Source organism: Virgibacillus flavescens (assembly GCF_050574275.1).
Classification (GTDB): domain Bacteria; phylum Bacillota; class Bacilli; order Bacillales; family Amphibacillaceae; genus Virgibacillus_F; species Virgibacillus_F flavescens.
Genome location: NZ_CP192260.1, coordinates 2,974,876 through 2,991,487, shown reverse-complemented (window position 1 = coordinate 2,991,487; position 16,612 = coordinate 2,974,876). Strand labels below are relative to the sequence as shown.

At 36.3% G+C, this 16,612-nt stretch carries 27 protein-coding genes; 24 read left to right on the top strand and 3 right to left on the bottom strand.

Translation table 11 applies throughout. The features are described from left to right. The first annotated feature begins 35 nt into the window (after window positions 1-35). From VBD025_RS14700 to VBD025_RS14675, 6 genes are all read left to right on the top strand, one after another. Window positions 36-470, top strand: coding sequence for a cell wall hydrolase (locus VBD025_RS14700; protein ID WP_430786776.1), 435 nt, complete (start codon window positions 36-38; stop codon window positions 468-470). A gap of 217 nt (window positions 471-687) precedes the next feature. Continuing rightward, the gene (locus VBD025_RS14695) at window positions 688-1,266 is read left to right on the top strand and encodes a GNAT family N-acetyltransferase (protein WP_430786774.1); all 579 of its coding nucleotides are present in this window, start codon (window positions 688-690) and stop codon (window positions 1,264-1,266) included. A 240-nt stretch (window positions 1,267-1,506) separates the two neighbouring features. Continuing rightward, a complete protein-coding gene (locus VBD025_RS14690) occupies window positions 1,507-2,367 on the top strand; it encodes an alpha/beta fold hydrolase (protein ID WP_430786772.1) in 861 nt (286 codons plus the stop codon). Window positions 2,368-2,397: 30 nt separating this feature from the next. Next, window positions 2,398-2,850 (top strand): NUDIX domain-containing protein, encoded by a 453-nt coding sequence (locus VBD025_RS14685; protein WP_430786770.1) that lies wholly within the window; start codon window positions 2,398-2,400, stop codon window positions 2,848-2,850. 4 nt (window positions 2,851-2,854) lie between these two features. After that, the gene (locus VBD025_RS14680) at window positions 2,855-3,310 is read left to right on the top strand and encodes a GNAT family N-acetyltransferase (protein ID WP_430786768.1); all 456 of its coding nucleotides are present in this window, start codon (window positions 2,855-2,857) and stop codon (window positions 3,308-3,310) included. 125 nt (window positions 3,311-3,435) lie between these two features. Continuing rightward, window positions 3,436-4,434 carry a helix-turn-helix domain-containing protein gene (locus VBD025_RS14675; protein WP_430791438.1) on the top strand — a complete coding sequence of 333 codons (999 nt, stop codon included), beginning with the start codon at window positions 3,436-3,438 and terminating at the stop codon, window positions 4,432-4,434. A 98-nt stretch (window positions 4,435-4,532) separates the two neighbouring features. Here the strand turns inward: VBD025_RS14675 and VBD025_RS14670 are convergent, their stop codons facing one another. Both VBD025_RS14670 and VBD025_RS14665 read right to left on the bottom strand, forming a co-directional pair. After that, window positions 4,533-5,000 carry a DinB family protein gene (locus VBD025_RS14670; protein WP_430786766.1) on the bottom strand — a complete coding sequence of 156 codons (468 nt, stop codon included), beginning with the start codon at window positions 4,998-5,000 and terminating at the stop codon, window positions 4,533-4,535. A 43-nt stretch (window positions 5,001-5,043) separates the two neighbouring features. After that, a complete protein-coding gene (locus VBD025_RS14665) occupies window positions 5,044-5,508 on the bottom strand; it encodes an NUDIX hydrolase (RefSeq protein ID WP_430786764.1) in 465 nt (154 codons plus the stop codon). Between the two features lie 156 nt (window positions 5,509-5,664). Between VBD025_RS14665 and VBD025_RS14660 the strand changes: the two genes are divergently transcribed. The 3 genes from VBD025_RS14660 to VBD025_RS14650 are packed head-to-tail and all read left to right on the top strand — an operon-like array spanning window position 5,665 to window position 6,699. Next, window positions 5,665-5,787: a hypothetical protein gene (locus VBD025_RS14660; RefSeq protein ID WP_430786762.1), complete on the top strand. Its 123-nt coding sequence runs from the start codon at window positions 5,665-5,667 to the stop codon at window positions 5,785-5,787. Between the two features lie 29 nt (window positions 5,788-5,816). Further along, on the top strand, window positions 5,817-6,203 hold the full coding sequence (locus tag VBD025_RS14655; RefSeq protein WP_430786760.1) for a VOC family protein: 387 nt from the start codon (window positions 5,817-5,819) through the stop codon (window positions 6,201-6,203). 46 nt (window positions 6,204-6,249) lie between these two features. Next, the gene (locus VBD025_RS14650) at window positions 6,250-6,699 is read left to right on the top strand and encodes a GNAT family N-acetyltransferase (RefSeq protein WP_430791436.1); all 450 of its coding nucleotides are present in this window, start codon (window positions 6,250-6,252) and stop codon (window positions 6,697-6,699) included. A gap of 7 nt (window positions 6,700-6,706) precedes the next feature. On the opposite strand, the gene VBD025_RS14645 is transcribed toward VBD025_RS14650, so the two are convergent. Beyond that, window positions 6,707-7,057 (bottom strand): DUF3889 domain-containing protein, encoded by a 351-nt coding sequence (locus tag VBD025_RS14645; RefSeq protein WP_430786758.1) that lies wholly within the window; start codon window positions 7,055-7,057, stop codon window positions 6,707-6,709. Window positions 7,058-7,181: 124 nt separating this feature from the next. Between VBD025_RS14645 and VBD025_RS14640 the strand changes: the two genes are divergently transcribed. The 15 genes from VBD025_RS14640 (at window position 7,182) to VBD025_RS14570 (ending at window position 16,416) form a co-directional block, all read left to right on the top strand. Next, the gene (locus tag VBD025_RS14640; RefSeq protein WP_430786757.1) at window positions 7,182-7,718 is read left to right on the top strand and encodes a GrpB family protein; all 537 of its coding nucleotides are present in this window, start codon (window positions 7,182-7,184) and stop codon (window positions 7,716-7,718) included. A gap of 21 nt (window positions 7,719-7,739) precedes the next feature. After that, window positions 7,740-7,901 carry a hypothetical protein gene (locus VBD025_RS14635; protein WP_430786755.1) on the top strand — a complete coding sequence of 54 codons (162 nt, stop codon included), beginning with the start codon at window positions 7,740-7,742 and terminating at the stop codon, window positions 7,899-7,901. Window positions 7,902-8,159: 258 nt separating this feature from the next. Continuing rightward, window positions 8,160-8,477 carry a hypothetical protein gene (locus VBD025_RS14630; protein ID WP_430786753.1) on the top strand — a complete coding sequence of 106 codons (318 nt, stop codon included), beginning with the start codon at window positions 8,160-8,162 and terminating at the stop codon, window positions 8,475-8,477. 130 nt (window positions 8,478-8,607) lie between these two features. Next, on the top strand, window positions 8,608-9,309 hold the full coding sequence (locus VBD025_RS14625; protein WP_430786751.1) for a response regulator transcription factor: 702 nt from the start codon (window positions 8,608-8,610) through the stop codon (window positions 9,307-9,309). Next, window positions 9,309-10,301, top strand: a complete 993-nt coding sequence (locus VBD025_RS14620) for a sensor histidine kinase (protein ID WP_430786749.1) — start codon at window positions 9,309-9,311, stop codon at window positions 10,299-10,301. The genes VBD025_RS14625 and VBD025_RS14620 overlap by 1 nt, the downstream gene beginning before the upstream one ends. A 101-nt stretch (window positions 10,302-10,402) precedes the next feature. Continuing rightward, window positions 10,403-11,167 carry an ABC transporter ATP-binding protein gene (locus tag VBD025_RS14615; RefSeq protein WP_430786747.1) on the top strand — a complete coding sequence of 255 codons (765 nt, stop codon included), beginning with the start codon at window positions 10,403-10,405 and terminating at the stop codon, window positions 11,165-11,167. Continuing rightward, the gene (locus VBD025_RS14610; RefSeq protein ID WP_430786745.1) at window positions 11,142-13,031 is read left to right on the top strand and encodes an ABC transporter permease; all 1,890 of its coding nucleotides are present in this window, start codon (window positions 11,142-11,144) and stop codon (window positions 13,029-13,031) included. Before VBD025_RS14615 ends, VBD025_RS14610 begins: the two co-directional genes overlap by 26 nt. A gap of 309 nt (window positions 13,032-13,340) precedes the next feature. Then, window positions 13,341-13,550 carry a hypothetical protein gene (locus VBD025_RS14605; protein ID WP_430786743.1) on the top strand — a complete coding sequence of 70 codons (210 nt, stop codon included), beginning with the start codon at window positions 13,341-13,343 and terminating at the stop codon, window positions 13,548-13,550. 54 nt (window positions 13,551-13,604) lie between these two features. Further along, on the top strand, window positions 13,605-14,270 hold the full coding sequence (locus tag VBD025_RS14600; RefSeq protein WP_430786741.1) for a tubby C-terminal domain-like protein: 666 nt from the start codon (window positions 13,605-13,607) through the stop codon (window positions 14,268-14,270). 23 nt (window positions 14,271-14,293) lie between these two features. Beyond that, window positions 14,294-14,542, top strand: a complete 249-nt coding sequence (locus VBD025_RS14595; protein ID WP_430786739.1) for a hypothetical protein — start codon at window positions 14,294-14,296, stop codon at window positions 14,540-14,542. Window positions 14,543-14,587: 45 nt separating this feature from the next. Further along, entirely contained in the window at window positions 14,588-14,812 is a 225-nt protein-coding gene (locus VBD025_RS14590) for a DUF3953 domain-containing protein (protein ID WP_430786737.1), read from the top strand. A gap of 52 nt (window positions 14,813-14,864) precedes the next feature. Then, window positions 14,865-15,572 carry a DUF2711 family protein gene (locus tag VBD025_RS14585; RefSeq protein WP_430786735.1) on the top strand — a complete coding sequence of 236 codons (708 nt, stop codon included), beginning with the start codon at window positions 14,865-14,867 and terminating at the stop codon, window positions 15,570-15,572. A 71-nt stretch (window positions 15,573-15,643) separates the two neighbouring features. Beyond that, on the top strand, window positions 15,644-15,850 hold the full coding sequence (locus VBD025_RS14580) for a hypothetical protein (protein WP_430786733.1): 207 nt from the start codon (window positions 15,644-15,646) through the stop codon (window positions 15,848-15,850). A gap of 47 nt (window positions 15,851-15,897) precedes the next feature. Further along, window positions 15,898-16,119 carry a hypothetical protein gene (locus tag VBD025_RS14575; RefSeq protein ID WP_430786731.1) on the top strand — a complete coding sequence of 74 codons (222 nt, stop codon included), beginning with the start codon at window positions 15,898-15,900 and terminating at the stop codon, window positions 16,117-16,119. A 123-nt stretch (window positions 16,120-16,242) separates the two neighbouring features. Further along, on the top strand, window positions 16,243-16,416 hold the full coding sequence (locus VBD025_RS14570; RefSeq protein WP_430786729.1) for a hypothetical protein: 174 nt from the start codon (window positions 16,243-16,245) through the stop codon (window positions 16,414-16,416). The last annotated feature ends 196 nt before the right edge of the window (window positions 16,417-16,612 follow it).

Genomic DNA, 16,612 nt, shown 5'->3' with positions numbered 1-16,612 from the left:
GACTTATTTCATACACTATTCTTGGAGGGGAGAATATGCCAAGAGTAAAATACACAAGTTCAGACGTCGATTTAATGGCAAGAATGATGAGGGCGGAAGCAGTAGGTGAAGGTAAACAAGGCATGCTGTATGTTGGAAATGTAATTGTTAATCGTGCGCAAGCCGATTGTTTAGACTTTAAGGACGTAAGAAACATTCGCGATGTCATTTTTCAAGTGCAGGGAGGAAACTATTCTTTTGAAGCAGTTCAAAAGGGAAATGTTTTCTATAACAGAGCAAGGTCTGTTGAGAAGCGGCTAGCAAGAAAGAATTTGAATTTTTGGAGGGACCATCCTGCGAAATACGCGCTTTGGTATTTTAATCCATACGGTCCATGTCCTCCAACCTGGTACGATCAGCCCTTTTCTGGTCAATTCAAAAATCATTGTTATTATGAACCAGCAGCAGGAACATGTGACAGTGTTTATTAAGGATAAGTTTATTCTACTCGAAAATTCTTTTTATACAGAATACATGGTTAAAAGAAAGGTGATCGACATCTGTTGTCGATCACTTTTCTTTGTAAACCGGGTAGAAACTCCGGAATTAAACTATGGAATATTATGTTAATATTGAATTAACGATGTACGGATAATGAATTTGGCTTTCCTCTATTGAATTAATATATATCAAAGGAGATGAAAAAACTTGAGCTTATTTAAAATAGACTGTGGAGATGTTTTTCTGCAAGAATTCACGATTGAAAATATAGAAGATATATATTCTATTACGTCCGAACCGGAAGTTTGTGAATTTCTGCCTGACTGGAAATCAACGAGAGAACAACGACATCACTGGGTAACAAATTATGAAATCCCATCAAATAAAGATTTTTTATCATCCATACCTGAAATAGATGGACAAAACTTTTTGAAGTTAGGAATTATAGAGAAGGAATCTGGTAAATTTATTGGTTTCTGCAATACTGGTATAAAAGAAGAGTTACCTGAACCCAATCGAGAAATTTCATATGCAATTACAAAGGATTACAGAAATAAAGGTTATACGACAGAAGCGGTAAAAGGATTGGTGAATTTTTTGTTTGAGAAAACAAATGTTAATGCTCTCAATATTGTTGTGTTACCAAACAATGAAGGATCCATTAAAGTTATTGAAAAAAGCGGATTTTCTTTTAAGGCAAATGTGGAAATTGAAAATCAAAAACATTATCATTACACTCTTGAGAAAGAGAATTGGAAAGTTGGAAAAAGCGAGGCTGAATCCTGAGTCCATGGAATAATATGTTGTTAAATTATAATTCATAAAAAGATTTGAGGGAAAAATATGTGGGTTTTTGTAATGGTAATTTTAATCGTGTACCTTTACGATTTTACAAAGTTAAGAAGTCAAAATAAAAGCATAATCGAACAGAATGAGAAAGTCATTTCGCTACTAGAAGAAATTAAGAATAAATAGATTGTGAGAGCTACCTACAAATAGTACATACAGGCTTGGAGGAGAATGAAAGTGGAGTACTTCGTCATTGGCAAAGGGCACCAAACAATTGTAATTGAAATAGGAATAGGGAATTCTTTTTATAATTGGTTTCCATTTATTGATCAAATTAAAGGTGATTATAAAATAGTAATCTATCATCGAGCAGGGTATGGTAATAGTAGGGAGTCCGCTAAATCTCGCACTGCTGTAAATATAGCTGAGGAACTAAATGAACTTATTGAGGAGTTAGATATCGAGGAAAAGTTCTTATTATTAGGGCATTCGTTTGGTGGGCTGTGCGCTCAACAATATGCAAAAATGTATCCTAAAAAACTTATCGGTGTTATTTTAGTTGATGCTACTTCTCCTAACTTCCAGCGTCTGTACGATCTTCATTTACCTGTGATGTACACCATGATTTCGTTAGATAAAATAATAGAAAGCAACATCGAATCATCGCAAAAAGCAACAAAGGAGTTATCCGATACGTTTTCAGAAATGGTTAAGGAATACAAAAATTTTCTTTCTGAAAAAGATGGAGAAAACTTCAGGGAATTTATTTCTAACCCACTATTATTCAGAACAGTTGCAAATGAATTTTCGAATTGGGCTAAAAGCAGCCAATTGATAAAAGAATCTGGTGAATTTCCTAATATTCCACTGACTGTTATCGCGAGAGACAAAGAGTTTGCTGCAACGCCATATATCGAGCATGGTATCCCATCATCAGAAGCAACACTTCATGAAGAGGTGTGGAGGGAATTACAAATAGAGCTAGCTGGTTTATCCAGTAAGGGCAAATTAGTTATAGCTGAAGATAGTGACCACGAAATACATAGAGACCGCCCAGATATTCTAATCCAAAGTATAGAAGAAATGTTGTATAAATAGAATAATACATAAAAAGTAAGAGGGGATAATTTGAACAGCACAAAGAATAATGGTTTCGAATTTCTTGAATTTATGACTATGAGCGAAATGGATATCCATAAATCTAAACCTGTTGCGGGTTCCTTTGCAGTAATAAAAAGTGAAGGTAAGTATCTCTTTTGTTATAACACGTGGAGAAAGCAATGGGAGCTGCCAGCTGGAAAAAGGGAAGAAAATGAAACGCATAAAGCGTGTGCAATCAGAGAGCTTTACGAGGAAACTGGTCAAGAAGTCTTGGAACTCGAATTTAAAGGATTAATCAAACTAAGGAATTTATCAAACGGCACCATTAAATTTAATCCTGTTTATTTTGCTGCAATTGAAAAACTGCAGCCATTTCAACAAAATGACGAAACATCTAAAATAGTACTGTGGGATTTATATGAAGAAATCGGATATGTCGATGAAGTAGATTTGAAGTTACTTGATTACGTAAGGAGCTAAGCGAATGACCGAGCACAAATTCAAAATTGTTGCCTACCACCCAAAGTACGCTGATCAAACAGTGAAAATGTGGCGGGACAGTAAAGAACAGGCAATTGGTCAGAAAGAAATTCACAGCTTTGAGAACCACGTTCATTTTTTGAATACTATTTTACCGGAACAATTTCAAATAGATTTAGCTGTAATAGAAGATAAAGTCGTGGCAATAGTTGCTTATAATGAAAGCGAAATTAGCCAATTATATGTACATACAGATTATCAAGCAATCGGTATTGGCCAAGCATTGCTCAATAAAGTCAAAGAACATTCGAAGGGAAGACTAACATTATATACGTTCGAAGTTAACGAAAAGGCACAGCGATTTTACGAAAAACACGGATTTGAAATTATCGGCAGAGGAACTGAGAATGAAGAAAATTTGCCGGATATTGAGTATGAATGGGTGTCAGAAAGCAGATAACCCTTGCTGCAGCACCAACTCAAGCTATGCTTGAATTGTAAACTCAAGTATAACTTGATAGGAATACCACCGCTCTAGCGCTACACTTAAACTATTCTACGAAAGAGGTGAGTGTTTTGTTCGATATGAAAAAAGTTGGTAAACAAATTGCACAGTTGAGAAAGGCAAATAACATTACTCAAATGGCGCTAGCAGATTCTTTAGGAGTCAGTTTTCAGGCAATCAGTAATTGGGAGCGCGGTGAAACGATGCCGGATATTTCGAAACTCCCGGAACTTGCAAGAATATTTAATGTGCGTATCGATGATATCTTAGTTGACAGTAAAGGGACACAGCTTGTAAAAAATTTGGTTGAAAACGAAACATTAATGGAATCGGAGCCTATCGATAAAGAAGATTTCATTAATGTTGCGCCCATACTTACATTAAACCAGGCAGACATGGTTTATACGAATATAGAAAATGAACTTTCTACCAAAGACACTTCCTTAATAGCACCATATATTAGCCAGAACTTGATTGATGATCTGGCGGAGAAAGAATTTGATGAAGGCGGGTTAAAAGGATTATCCACAATAGCTCCATACGTCAGCGAGGAAATCATGGACACGTATGCCAAAAAAGCGTTTGAATCACATGGTTTAAAGGCCATAACAATTGTGGCACCATACATCAGCCAGGAATTAATTGACGATTGTGCAAAGAAGCAAGTTGAAGCGACTGGACTGGACGGTTTGACCACAATGGCACCTTTTATCAGTCAGTATTTAATTGATGAATCTGCTGAAAAAGAATTTGAATTAAATGGACTGAATAGCTTTCCATCAATGGCTCCATTTATTAGTCAAGCGATCATTGATGATAGCGCTAAGAAGGAAGCTGAATTAAATGGAGTGGCTTCGCTAGCGTCAATGGCACCTTTTATTGGCGAGGATGTACTAAGTGTTTGTGCTAAAAAAAGCTATGAATTAAATGGGATTAAATCCCTTGTATCCATAGCACCATTTATTAACAAGGAACTTCTGAATGAACTTGCAATGGACGCTATTTCAAAAAAAGGGATTAATGAAGTTATGTCGATTACACCATATATTGACCAGGATCTCGTTGTTAAGGGGAACTAATTTTTGTTAGCTGAAAAAGTTAGACAGGATCTTTTAAAATCAAGAAAATCTCAGTTCACTGAACTGAGATTTTCTTCCATTAATGTTCAATTCCGGATTTAATTAAATTCTCTATTTTTCAAGTGATTGTCGATTTGTTGTAAATGGTGACTATCGTGTTCGATGAATATACTTACAAAACTTTCTACTGTGAATTCAATAGGTTCGTTTTCTATCTGAAACTCAACATCTTCATCGATACTTGATAATTCAGCTGCCAATTTTCTTCTAGTAGAAACAAAAGTATCAATAATTTGTTCCACGGACTCGAATTTGTCAATATGCTCTAGAGCTTCTTTATTATGTAAGTCGTGGTCAGGAAAAGCCTGTAAGATTGCGTCATTTAACATGAAGGGAACCATTTTCTCTAAATTAAACTTGTCCCAATAATACACGTGGCCAATTATTTCACGAATCGACCATTTATCTTTTTGGATAGGTGTGGTCAATGTTGAATCAGGTAGGCGTTTTAGTTCTTCTATCTTTTTAGTTGTATCCTTAAAATTCGATATGGCATTGTTAAGCATAATATCCCCCTCAGATTTGAATTTATCAAATTACCTTCTATTTCTAAACCATTTTACCAAAGACTCTCAAGAACACTTTGAATATAGAAATTTTAAAAGGTGAAACAGTTATGAAGTCTTTTATTACTGTATTTTTATGTCTCATAAAATTATTAATTTGTTTTCTCCTATTTAGAATCATAAGCATAGGTAACCTTTTGGGATTAAACCACTCCAGCGTTTCGGTTTCAGGACCATTTTCTATTGGCGAGCCACCCTCTATTTCTCCTAAAAATATATGCTGCAAGTCATCATGTTGGGGTTGATAATATTCTCCGATTTTCCGTGTAACTGAAATAATATATCCAGTCTCCTCCTCCGTTTCTCTTACTGCACAAGATTCTAATCGTTCATCCTTTTCCAATGTTCCGCCAGGTAAGTCCCAAAGAGGGTAATCCTTTCGCTTAGCTAATAATATATGACCTTCTTTATTGAAAATAACAGTAAAGTAGCCAGCAGATTTTGGCATTATAATTTTTACTCCTTTTTAGAATTTCAAATTAGTTATAGATAAATAGTAACATAAAATTTTAAATTTCTAGATGTTGTTGAAGAAAATAAACGGAATTTTATGGTAATATTAAATTACTTCTTATTATTAGTTGTCCATAAGGGAGGTTAAACTGTGGGCTTATTATTAACCATATTATCTGTTATTTCAGCTGCAGGATTTCTATTTTATTTAGGGAAGTCTGGTAATGAATTCGGAACCGAAGAAACCAATGATGACGATGAGAATCCGTATTAAAGGAAATTTTTATTTGCAGGAGTGAAACGATGCAATTTCGTGAGTTTGGTTTGATATTATTTGTTGAACGATATGAAGAATGCATTTCTTTTTATAGAAATATTCTTCGCTTAAAAGTTAGGAATGATAAAGAAACATTAGTATCATTTGAAATTTCGAACGGATATTTAATGGTTGAAAACGGTGGAGTTGGCTCAAAAAAGGAAAAGTCCAGAGATCGAAATCCTACAGTACTCCGTTTTGACGTGGACTCTTTAACCACCGCAGTTAATGAATTGGAATCACGGGGTGTCATTTTTTCACAACGATCTCTCAAATTTGACTGGGGTTCCATTGCAGTATTTAATGATCCAGATGGAAACCGAATTGAACTAGGTGAATTGAACAGTTCGAGTGGTTCTTTTCTAGAAAATTAGGTGAAAAGAAGGATTGTTTTTGAAATAGTAGGAGGGATGGATATTGGTGAATATAAGAAAAGCTTTAGAAGAGGAGGCAGGAGTATTAAGCTGTGTTGCTATAAAATCAAAAGCATACTGGGATTACGATGAGAAGTTTATTAACGAATGTAAGGAAGATTTAACAATAAGTACCTTATACATACAGGAAAATTACGCTTATATATTAGAAGACGAACAAGGGATAATAGGTTTTTTTGCCTTTGAAGCAGGTGAACACAATAGCCTGGACTTCCTATACATTCTTCCAAGATTTATAGGTAAGGGCTATGGAAAAGTGATGTGGGCCAAAATAATTCAAAAAGCTAAAGAATTTGGGATGAAAACCTTTACCATTGATAGTGACCCACATGCAAAAGGCTATTATGAAAAAATGGGTGCATACCAGATTGCGGAAACACCTTCAACTGTTTATAAAGATAGACTCCTTCCATTAATGAGAGTAAATGTGGATTAGTAAATTTTTAATTGGATACTTCTTTAAATGAAATGTTCATTATTTGCTCTGTATCTGTAGCGAATTTAACATCTATATAAACACCAAACTCATTATTCTCTTCTTTTAACCATAATTTAAATTTTTCTGTTGTAGTATTGTTACCTTCCTTTTTTCCAACATGAAGATAATCAACTATTTTGGCATCAGGATACTTTTCCTTGGTTTTTTGCATAACGACACGTCCCCACTTAGCATAGGATGGGGCGTCTGGTGATTCTTCACGGGCTTGTATAACCTGATTATCAGACAGATCCAATGTGGCAAACGACATTATAATAATTACAGTACAGTAGAATAAAGTAGTCAACGTTTTCATTAGTATACAACTCCTTTACGCTAGGGTTTGTAATTTTTATAAAATAATGCATAACAAGGTTATACGTGTTTTTAAATTGAAACTTACTTTACTATTAGTAGGAATGAATCAAGGGGGAAAAGTAATGATTAACCGTAAAATGAACGTCATTGTCACCGATTATGATAAAAAATGGGTTCAGTTATTCAACGAGGAAGCTGCAAAAATTCGAGCAATTCTATCAGATGAAATTGTCGATATTCATCATATAGGCAGTACGGCTGTACCGGATTTACAAGCAAAACCCATCATAGATATTATGCCAACCGTTAAAGATATTGAAGAGGTTGATAGGTATAATGCTAAATTGATCGAATTAGGATATGAACCGCTCGGAGAGAATGGCATACAAGGGCGCAGGTATTTTCGAAAGGGTGGAGAAAACAGGACGCACCAGATACATATATTTCAATCGACTAATCATCATGACATTGAACGCCATTTAGCAGTTCGTGATTATTTAAGAGCGCATAAAAAGGATTTACTGGAGTATGGAAAGCTGAAAGAACAACTCGCTAAAGAGTTTCCTTGCGACATTGAAGGATATTGTGATGGGAAAGATCTTTTTGTTAAAAACCTGGAGCAGAAAGCGCTTGAATGGAGAAAGTTAAATAGAGGGTAATTTCTGTCAAGGAGTTTTACTATGGAAATACCAATTGATGCATTATTTTACATCTTCCTGTTAGCTATCTCATTATTTTCGTTGGTATTATATTCCTGGACTTTTAATCAAGCGATCGCCATCTTGTTGTATAGTATGACATGGTTAATATTTAGAAAAATAACGAACAACTCTAAAATCTAGGAGCATTATCATGGAAAAAAAGATTGAAAGAATGATTTCATTTGTGATTTTACCATCGTTAATCATTAGTTTATTTTTGAATTTAGAGTTTCATTTTGTTAGTACGTATACGATGGCTATAGTGTCAATAATTGTATTTTCAATTTGCCTATTAGCTAGTCTAATATTTATTTTGAAAAAGAAAATCACAAACAAATAGTTACTAATTTACTAGTCATTTATAACAATTAAATTTAACAACAAAGAAAGGCTGTTTATATGTTTAAACGAATATACTCCAAAGTTACACTGGCTGGTGCAAAGGTTTCATTACGTTTCATGCTGAAAAATAGTGATGCTGAGCTGAAGAAGAAAAAGAACTTTGATCAAATCATTGAATTTATGAGCGGACTCGAATCAAACTTAGTCACTTATAATCAATTAAACAGTGACTTGACGCAAGGGCCGGTAGATGGCAGGACCAAGAGCACACGTAAACTCATCAACGCTTTTGTGATAAACCGGGAATTAAAACAGGAAGACAGTGAAGGTTATTACATACATGTCGCAAGAAACTGGGTTGAAGCTAGGAAGTAAAACCATATCTTCATTTTTAAGAACAAGGAACTTCCGCTAGCAGGGGTTCTTTTTTTACTGCAACTGCCAACTCCACATTCATCTCTGTTATAATCAAAATGTCTAAAATTGTAAATAAAGGAGCAGTATGATGGAAAAAATTATGGTTATTGAAGATGACCCAAAAATTGCTGCACATTTAGAATCATATATAACGAAATATGGGTTTCCGGTAGTTGTCGTAACTAATTTTGAAACGATTATGGATACATTCCATGAACATAAACCACAGCTTGTCTTGCTTGATATCAATCTGCCGTATTTTGATGGATTTTATTGGTGCCGTCAGATAAGAGGGGAATCCACCTGTCCGGTGATTTTTATTTCGGCTCGTACTGGTGAGATGGACCAGGTGATGGCGCTTGAGAATGGTGGCGATGACTATATCACGAAACCGTTTCACCCGGATATCGTTATTGCAAAAATTCGTAGTCAGCTGCGCAGGGCGTACGGAGAATATGCTGGAAGCCAGCAGGAAAGGTTCCTGGAAGTGGAGGGTGTAAAGCTTTATCCGGAGCGGTTTGAACTCCGCTTTGCTGGAAAGACGATTCTGCTTACAAAAAATGAATGTGACATTATCTCTGTCTTGATGGAACGTTATCCGCGAGTTGCTGGCAGGGAGGATTTGCTCGAGAAGCTATGGGATGAACTGGCGTATGTGGATGAAAATACACTGAATGTCAATATGTCGCGGGTACGGAAGAAGTTCCAGGATCTGGCGATTGATGATGCTGTTGAGACTGTCAGGGGAGCAGGCTATCGTCTTCGTGTTACCTGGAAGGAGCGGCCATAATGCGGTTGTTTCTTAAAGAACACATTCTGCTGATCGTTGTTCAGTGTGTGCAATTTTCCTTTTTCTTTTTATTGCTTTACTTAAGCGGATTTCGCAATTATTCGCTGATGCTCTACGGATTTTTGATTGGATTCTTCTTACTGTTTTGTTATCTGTTATTTCACTACTACACCCGGCGAAATTTTTATAAAAAACTTTCCAGTAAAGCGCTTGGACTCTCGGAATTACTGGAAACTACAGATTCTGCAGGAATTGGAAAGGCACTGGATCACTATACGAAAAATCAGTACAAGCTGTACATGAATCAATTGATGGATGCGGAGGATGCCCAGGCAGAGCATTTAAAGTTTATGGATCGGTGGGTACACCAGATGAAAACACCTCTATCGGTTATTGAACTGACTGCACAAAACCTCGACGAGCCAGAGTCATCAAATATCAGGGAAGAAACCGAGCGGATGAAAAATGGCTTACATACCGTGTTAAATATGGCACGTCTGCGAACGATTCAGGACGATTTTCATATCAAGCAGGTGTCGCTCGAAAAGCTGCTTCATGAAGTCAACCGGGATAACAAGCGTCTTTATATTCGCAACCATGTGTATCCTCATCTGCAGGTTAAGGACGCTGACCTATCCGTGGAAACAGATGAGAAATGGGTATTTTTTATGGTAAATCAAATCATTCAAAATGCCGTCAAATATTCAACAGGAAAAAGTAAACGAATCGAAATTTCTTTAGATAAAAAGGATCAAGGTGCAGTAATCGAAATTATGGACTTCGGCATAGGAATTCCAAAACACGACCTGAAGCGCATTTATCAGGCGTTCTTTACCGGCGACAATGGACGAGTATTTCGTGAATCGACAGGGATGGGGCTTTTCTTAGTAAAAGAAGTTGCTGACTATTTGGGTCATACGCTTGAAGTTGAATCTTCAGCAGGCACTGGTACGACGTTCAGAATTTGTTTCTCCCCATCACAAACGGTTTAGTTCCCTTACAAACGTGTAAGCATTCTGAAAGGATATTCAATCGCTCCTATGCGACATTAACCCTATACTGTTACTAGAAGCTTAGGAAAAGGGGAATGAACATGTTAAAGGTAAAACAGGTCAGTAAAGTTTATGACGGGAAAATTGCATACAAGGCATTAACAGATATTAATCTGGATATTGAATCCGGAGAGTTTGTTGGCATCATGGGCCCATCGGGAAGCGGGAAAACGACTCTGCTGAATCTGATTGCAACAATCGATGAACCAACTACGGGAAACATTCTTGTCGAGGGGAGTAATCCATACGAATTGGGCAAAAATCAATTGGCGCAGTTCCGCAGACGCGAGCTTGGATTTGTGTTTCAGGACTACAACCTGCTTCAAACGCTGACGGTCAAAGAGAATATTGTACTACCGTTAACGCTTGATGGAAAAAAGGTGAAAGAAATGGAAGAGAAAGTGGAGACGATTGCTGCGACACTTGGCATTACTTCTATTTTGAACAAACGAACGTATGAAATTTCTGGTGGTCAGGCGCAGCGTGCTGCCATTGCCCGTGCGATGATTCATACACCTAAACTGCTGCTTGCCGATGAACCGACAGGAAACCTTGATTCAAAGGCGTCCAAAGACGTGATGGAAATGCTTGTTTCGCTTAATCAGAAAGAGAAGACAACGATGATGCTTGTGACACATGATGCGCAGGCGGCCTGCTATTGTGACCGTGTGGTGTTCATTCGTGATGGAAAGTTCTACTCAGAAATACACCAGGGAGACAGTCGCCAGGCATTTTTCCAGAAGATTATTGATACGCTTTCGCTGCTTGGAGGGAATGACAATGACTTTTCGTCAGTTCGTAGCTAACAATGTCATGCGCAACAAGCGGTTATATGCAGCGTATTTTCTAAGCAGCATGTTCACCGTCATGGTCTTTTTCACCTTTGCAATCTTCGCGTTTCACCCAGCGTTCACGGGAGCAGGAATGAATTGGCAAGCGTTGTACGGTATGGGCGTATCTGGTGGAATTATCTATGTGTTTTCGCTGTTCTTTGTCCTTTATTCGATGAGTTCGTTTCTGCAATCAAGGAAAAAGGAATTTGGATTGTTATTGCTGCAAGGGATGTCTGTCAAGCAGATCCGAGCAATGGTATTTCTGGAAAATATGCTGATTGGACTGGCTGCAACGGTGATTGGAATCGGGCTAGGGTTATTATTTGCTAAAGCTATTCTATTAGTAGCTGAAAACGTACTAGTTATTGAAGAGGCACTCAACTTTTATTTTCCAATCTGGGCGATTGTGATAACCTTTGTCTCTTTTCTGTTGCTGTTTCTAATCATTTCGTTTTTCGTAACTTTCTTTCTTCGGTCAAATAAATTATCCGAATTGATTAAGGGCAGCCAGAAACCTAAGAAGGAACCTAAAGCTTCATTGGTGCTGACGATTATTGCTGCAGTACTGCTGCTTGCTGGATACGTGACGGCGGTTGTTGCCCAAGGGCTTTACGTTATGTATGTGATGGTTCCCGTCATAATCGTAGTAACAGTTGGAACGTATTTATTTTTCACCCAGCTAAGTGTATTTGTCATTAACCGGTTAAAAAAACGTAAGGGAATCTTCTGGAAGAAGACGAATATGATTCTTCTTTCTGACTTGTCATTTCGCATGAAGGACAATGCCCGCACTTTTTTCATGGTAGCCATTATTTCAACCGTAGCGTTCAGCGCAATCGGAACATTATTTGGATCCCAGACCTATTTAACAGGCGGGCTTAAAGAAGCAAGCCCGTACGGTTTTATTTATTCCGCAACGGAAGACGTGAAGGATGAAGATGTCAGGAAAGACGTAGCGGAAATAAAAGACACACTGAGTAAGAAGCAGATCGAAGCAAAACAAGCTACTGGTGAACTGAAATATTATAAAATAGCTGAGGACGACCGCGTACTAATTGCCAATGAATCCATGTACAATCGATTCGCATCTGCATCAGGTGAAGAACCAATTGAAGTTGCAGAAAACGAGGCGATCGTCGTAACCGAGCAAATGACTATGATTCAAAATCCCAATACTAATGATCAGCTAATGAACGAATCATTGAAACTGGAGAATGGAGAAGTCATTCAACCTTCCCGAAAAATTGAGACAAATGTCTTACCTGAATTGCGTTCCTATTATATTGTGTCAGATGAGGCTTACGCGAAACTTCCTCAACCGACCAGTGTAGATCGGTACGCAGTTTGGAAGGCTGCTGGTGGTCAAAAAGATGCTGTGATTGAAGCGGGATTAGAGTTGCGTGAAAAAATTCCACCTTACCAGCTCCAAGCGGTCGATTCCATTATCTATATGATCAACAAAAGCTATGGACCCATTTTATTCATCGGATTGTTTATCGGCATCGTGTTTTTTGTATCAGCAGGCAGTTTTTTGTACTTCCGCTTATACTCTGATTTGGGCGATGACAAGACGAAGTTCGCATCCATTTCCAAAATGGGATTGACTGGTGGCGAGCTTGGAAAAGTGATTAACAGACAAACAGCGATTTTATTCTTTGCGCCAATTGTAGTTGCTCTAATTCATGGAGCAGTTGCACTAACTGCGCTCTCTCACTTTTTTGATTATAATCTGATGAAAGAATCAAGTCTCATATTAGGCGGATTTCTGCTGATCCAGATTGTATATTTTCTAATCGTACGATATTTGTATACGAAGCAGATTAAGTCAGTGATATAAGGTTTAGCATGATCCGAACGATTCATTCGATATCGTTCGGATTTTTTGCTGTGGCAATCGCTTCGTCAAAATACTTCGCTTTCCGTGGGCTCGGCTTCAGAAGCCTCAGAAAGCAAAAAACACTTACTTCCGGGTTCTTCAGCTCGCGCTGTTCCCACAAGAGTTACGCTTAGTGTCTGCACTTAAAATATTTTCATGATGTTCAGGTTTGTCTTTTAAGTTATTTAGTAACGAATTCAGAATATTTATGTTACGATAGTTAATGAGAATATATATGAATTGATGGGTTTTTGAAGGAGGAAGAATTTCTTGTTTAAGTTTATTTCCAATCATATCCATTGGATCTTACTATTTTTTGTAATTGTGAACCTGTTAACTAGTTTTATTAATTTTAATAACTCAAAGCAAGATAGTGCTGCAATTATTTTTGGGCTAATTGCATTATTTAGCGTCACCTACCTCTTCTACCACATTGAAGCTAAGAAAAGGAAAGAAAAGAATGAAAAGGCAAGTCAGTAAAAGTGTGGTTATGGGAGTCATTCGACTTTCAAAACAAAATAGAGGTGAATATGGGTGACGTACGGAGCAGAATCTGTCCCGGAATGGTTTTTATGGACAGCATGTACTGTTTTTCTATTATTTATTATTATTACACATTGGTTAACTAGGGATAAGAAAGATTCAACTGCAACAGGTGATGGTGTGATCGGGAGTAAAGGTTCTTATACAGAAAATCCAATTATCGTGATGACAAAACGAGTAGAGATAATTGATTTGAAAGCGAACTATGTAGGCTATATCAAAAGAGAATTTGACAATTTTTTTCAAATGCTGCTGTCATTCGTGCTGCCTAATTATTTTGTGGATTTTTATAGTGAAAATACTAACGGAGATTTGAAAATAAGCATACATAAACTTAGAGAGAAAAAAGATTTATTGCAAAGCAGATGGGCAGTAAAGGTATTCTCTAAAGATGATGGGGAAGAAACGTTTATGATAAATAGTGACAGGAAAATGATGTCCAATAATATCCTATCATTTCCCTATAAAAATGAGATCATAAATGTCACAAAAGATGGAAATTCTTCAATCTATTTTCATCAAAGTGGAACCCAAATTTCTCATATTTCCAGTTATGGCAAATTACCACCTCGTCATGTATTCATTGATAATCAAGACGATGCGTTACCAATCCTATTATTAGCTTGTATATATGAAATAATTAAATGTTATAAATAACTTTTCACTCAAGGAGGGCTTAGGTGGAAACAAATAAACTCCACTACCTGATTGCTTTACTATCATATCCAATAGTAATTTTACTTCTTTTCTTCGGCAATTACACTAGCGAAAAATTACTATCTGGTATAATCTTTTATTCTGTTAGTGCTGTTATTTATGTAGGATTTACATATCTATTTTTCAAGAGTGAAAAGGGTAAGAATCTGGTACTTATTGGCTTGCTTTGTATAATGATTTCTGCGATTTTTATGGCTTTTAGAACAGCATAAGTGAAGTGCAGAAATTTTTCAATTAAGGACAGGAAGGAGATTAAAGTGTTAAAAATATCAAGAATTATTTTATCAGTAATTGTAATTGCTATTGCTGTTTATGTACTTATTACTAAAAACTTTGAGTTTCTGCCACTAATGATATTGTTCCTAAGTATACTTATCATGGTTGGAGGACTGGTGGAGTTACAAGCAAAAAAGAAAACTAACGCGATAATCTCTATTCTTGCATCAACGTTCCTCTTATTTGTTGCCATTTATACTTTTTAATTCTCTGTCGTGTTAAAGGATTTATGTGTAAAAAGGAAGGAGAGGGAAAAGAATGGAATTTTTTTATCCAATTGGTGAAGAAGATCCAGAACAGGTTCCATTGTTAAGTTTAATACCTTCTGAGTACAAGTTTGCAGCAGATATTTTTTATCCTTTTATTAAAATGTCGGATGATTTTATACCTAAAAAAAATGAAGATACTACATTAAATTATCCAACTAACGAGGAAATTCTTAACTTTGGAAGTTGTCTATATTGGGAAGAGATAAGAGAAATGGGCGGATTTGATACCATTGCAAATGTATCAAAGGCTGCTATAGGGGAATTTACTTTATGCAGGGGAAGAGAAATATACCGACGGCCGGACTTGGTTAAACAATTAGAGGATTGTTTAAATGAAAATATCTTTAGCCCTTTATCAGATGAATTTCCATTGCTTTTAATGAACAATATTTTGTCTGTATTAACTTCTAAAGGGGCACAGAAAATACAATATTCTACAATACACGGTGAAGAAGGAATCTATAAAATTGAAGATTTAAATAGAGAAACTGTTATTCCGTTATGTAAAGGACCCATACTTATTACCGATATAGATGAAGAATTTGTGTTTACTTGCTACTTTGACGACCTTTCTGCGCTTTTTTTAGCAAAAGAAAATAGTAGAGAACTTTTAGAAAAAAACAAGCTCGAGGGGATTATATTTGATAAGAAAACGCCTTTAGTGTGGGAAGATCATAATTACTTCTTTTTTAAGTGAATTGGAGGTTTATTATTTTGGATGAATTGAGTGATTATAATAATAGCAATCATTAAGATGGAAGAACAATATTGTTAACTGTAAGTTGGATAGCGGCATTTTTACCATATTTATTTAGTCCAATAGCATTTGGTCCGATAGCATTTTTTCTGGGAGTTGTTTTGAAAAGGGACTACGAAGTGGGGAAGCAAGGTAAATTGATTATGACTTTAGCTGTGGTAAATACGATTGGAGGAATGATATTTACGTATTGGGTAATAAGTAAAGTTGGATTTTAGAGATTTCTAGAAGGTACCTGGTACTTTTTATTCGGGAGGCGTTGTTGTTGGTTCGTTGTACTAATTGTGATTATAAATGGAAAGCAAGAGATGTTTTAGCGGCTGGATTTTCTAAAAATGGGAGGGAATGTTCTAGTTGTGGTGAGAGACAATATATTTCTGCTGAAACACAAAGAATGTTGACCTTAGGATACATAAGCATTATCTTTCTGCCGCTTTTACCGTTCCTCATTCAATTAAGCAATAAAAAAGAAGAAATGTTTGATTAACAGGTACCTGGTACATTCTCCATAAATTTCCATTTTTACGGATTTTATTAAATTAAGTAACTATATTTCCTGTTTTTGTATTATAATAGGGAGGTAACAGAATTTGTAGAGGAGACAACTATAATGTCTAATGAAAAGAAACTTACCATGCAAGAAAAGGTTAAGCAACATCTGGAAAAGAAAAAACAAACACAGTCGAACAACAAAAATACAATGAGTGTGAATGGATCTTTGCCTCATATGAAAAGCCAGCAAACAAAAAAGCCTAGTAATACGCGCCGGAAAATGGGCAGCTAATACTGAACTGAACCTAAGATAGGCAACTAAATGAAAAGATGTCAGTGCAGAGAATCTATTATGGGTTCTCTTTTTTGTTTTTACTAGTTCTATCGAAAGTTAAACGCAGTTAATGGCAAGGGTTTCTCTACATGCAGCAATTTTTAAGCCACCTATTCAGATAGAATTAACGAATGTTGTGGTAAAAAGGATCTTC

What these genes read in the sequence shown, in the direction of transcription:
- VBD025_RS14640 (WP_430786757.1), top strand. Translation starts at nt 7,182, where the DNA reads ATGATTAACCGTAAAATGAACGTCATTGTCACCGATTATGATAAAAAA.
- VBD025_RS14670 (WP_430786766.1), bottom strand. Translation starts at nt 5,000, where the DNA reads ATGCTTAACAATGCCATATCGAATTTTAAGGATACAACTAAAAAGATA.
- VBD025_RS14655 (WP_430786760.1), top strand. Translation starts at nt 5,817, where the DNA reads ATGCAATTTCGTGAGTTTGGTTTGATATTATTTGTTGAACGATATGAA.
- VBD025_RS14665 (WP_430786764.1), bottom strand. Translation starts at nt 5,508, where the DNA reads ATGCCAAAATCTGCTGGCTACTTTACTGTTATTTTCAATAAAGAAGGT.
- VBD025_RS14625 (WP_430786751.1), top strand. Translation starts at nt 8,608, where the DNA reads ATGGAAAAAATTATGGTTATTGAAGATGACCCAAAAATTGCTGCACAT.
- VBD025_RS14620 (WP_430786749.1), top strand. Translation starts at nt 9,309, where the DNA reads ATGCGGTTGTTTCTTAAAGAACACATTCTGCTGATCGTTGTTCAGTGT.
- VBD025_RS14635 (WP_430786755.1), top strand. Translation starts at nt 7,740, where the DNA reads ATGGAAATACCAATTGATGCATTATTTTACATCTTCCTGTTAGCTATC.
- VBD025_RS14645 (WP_430786758.1), bottom strand. Translation starts at nt 7,057, where the DNA reads ATGAAAACGTTGACTACTTTATTCTACTGTACTGTAATTATTATAATG.
- VBD025_RS14680 (WP_430786768.1), top strand. Translation starts at nt 2,855, where the DNA reads ATGACCGAGCACAAATTCAAAATTGTTGCCTACCACCCAAAGTACGCT.
- VBD025_RS14700 (WP_430786776.1), top strand. Translation starts at nt 36, where the DNA reads ATGCCAAGAGTAAAATACACAAGTTCAGACGTCGATTTAATGGCAAGA.
- VBD025_RS14630 (WP_430786753.1), top strand. Translation starts at nt 8,160, where the DNA reads ATGTTTAAACGAATATACTCCAAAGTTACACTGGCTGGTGCAAAGGTT.
- VBD025_RS14570 (WP_430786729.1), top strand. Translation starts at nt 16,243, where the DNA reads ATGTCTAATGAAAAGAAACTTACCATGCAAGAAAAGGTTAAGCAACAT.
- VBD025_RS14585 (WP_430786735.1), top strand. Translation starts at nt 14,865, where the DNA reads ATGGAATTTTTTTATCCAATTGGTGAAGAAGATCCAGAACAGGTTCCA.
- VBD025_RS14675 (WP_430791438.1), top strand. Translation starts at nt 3,436, where the DNA reads ATGAAAAAAGTTGGTAAACAAATTGCACAGTTGAGAAAGGCAAATAAC.
- VBD025_RS14615 (WP_430786747.1), top strand. Translation starts at nt 10,403, where the DNA reads ATGTTAAAGGTAAAACAGGTCAGTAAAGTTTATGACGGGAAAATTGCA.
- VBD025_RS14610 (WP_430786745.1), top strand. Translation starts at nt 11,142, where the DNA reads ATGACTTTTCGTCAGTTCGTAGCTAACAATGTCATGCGCAACAAGCGG.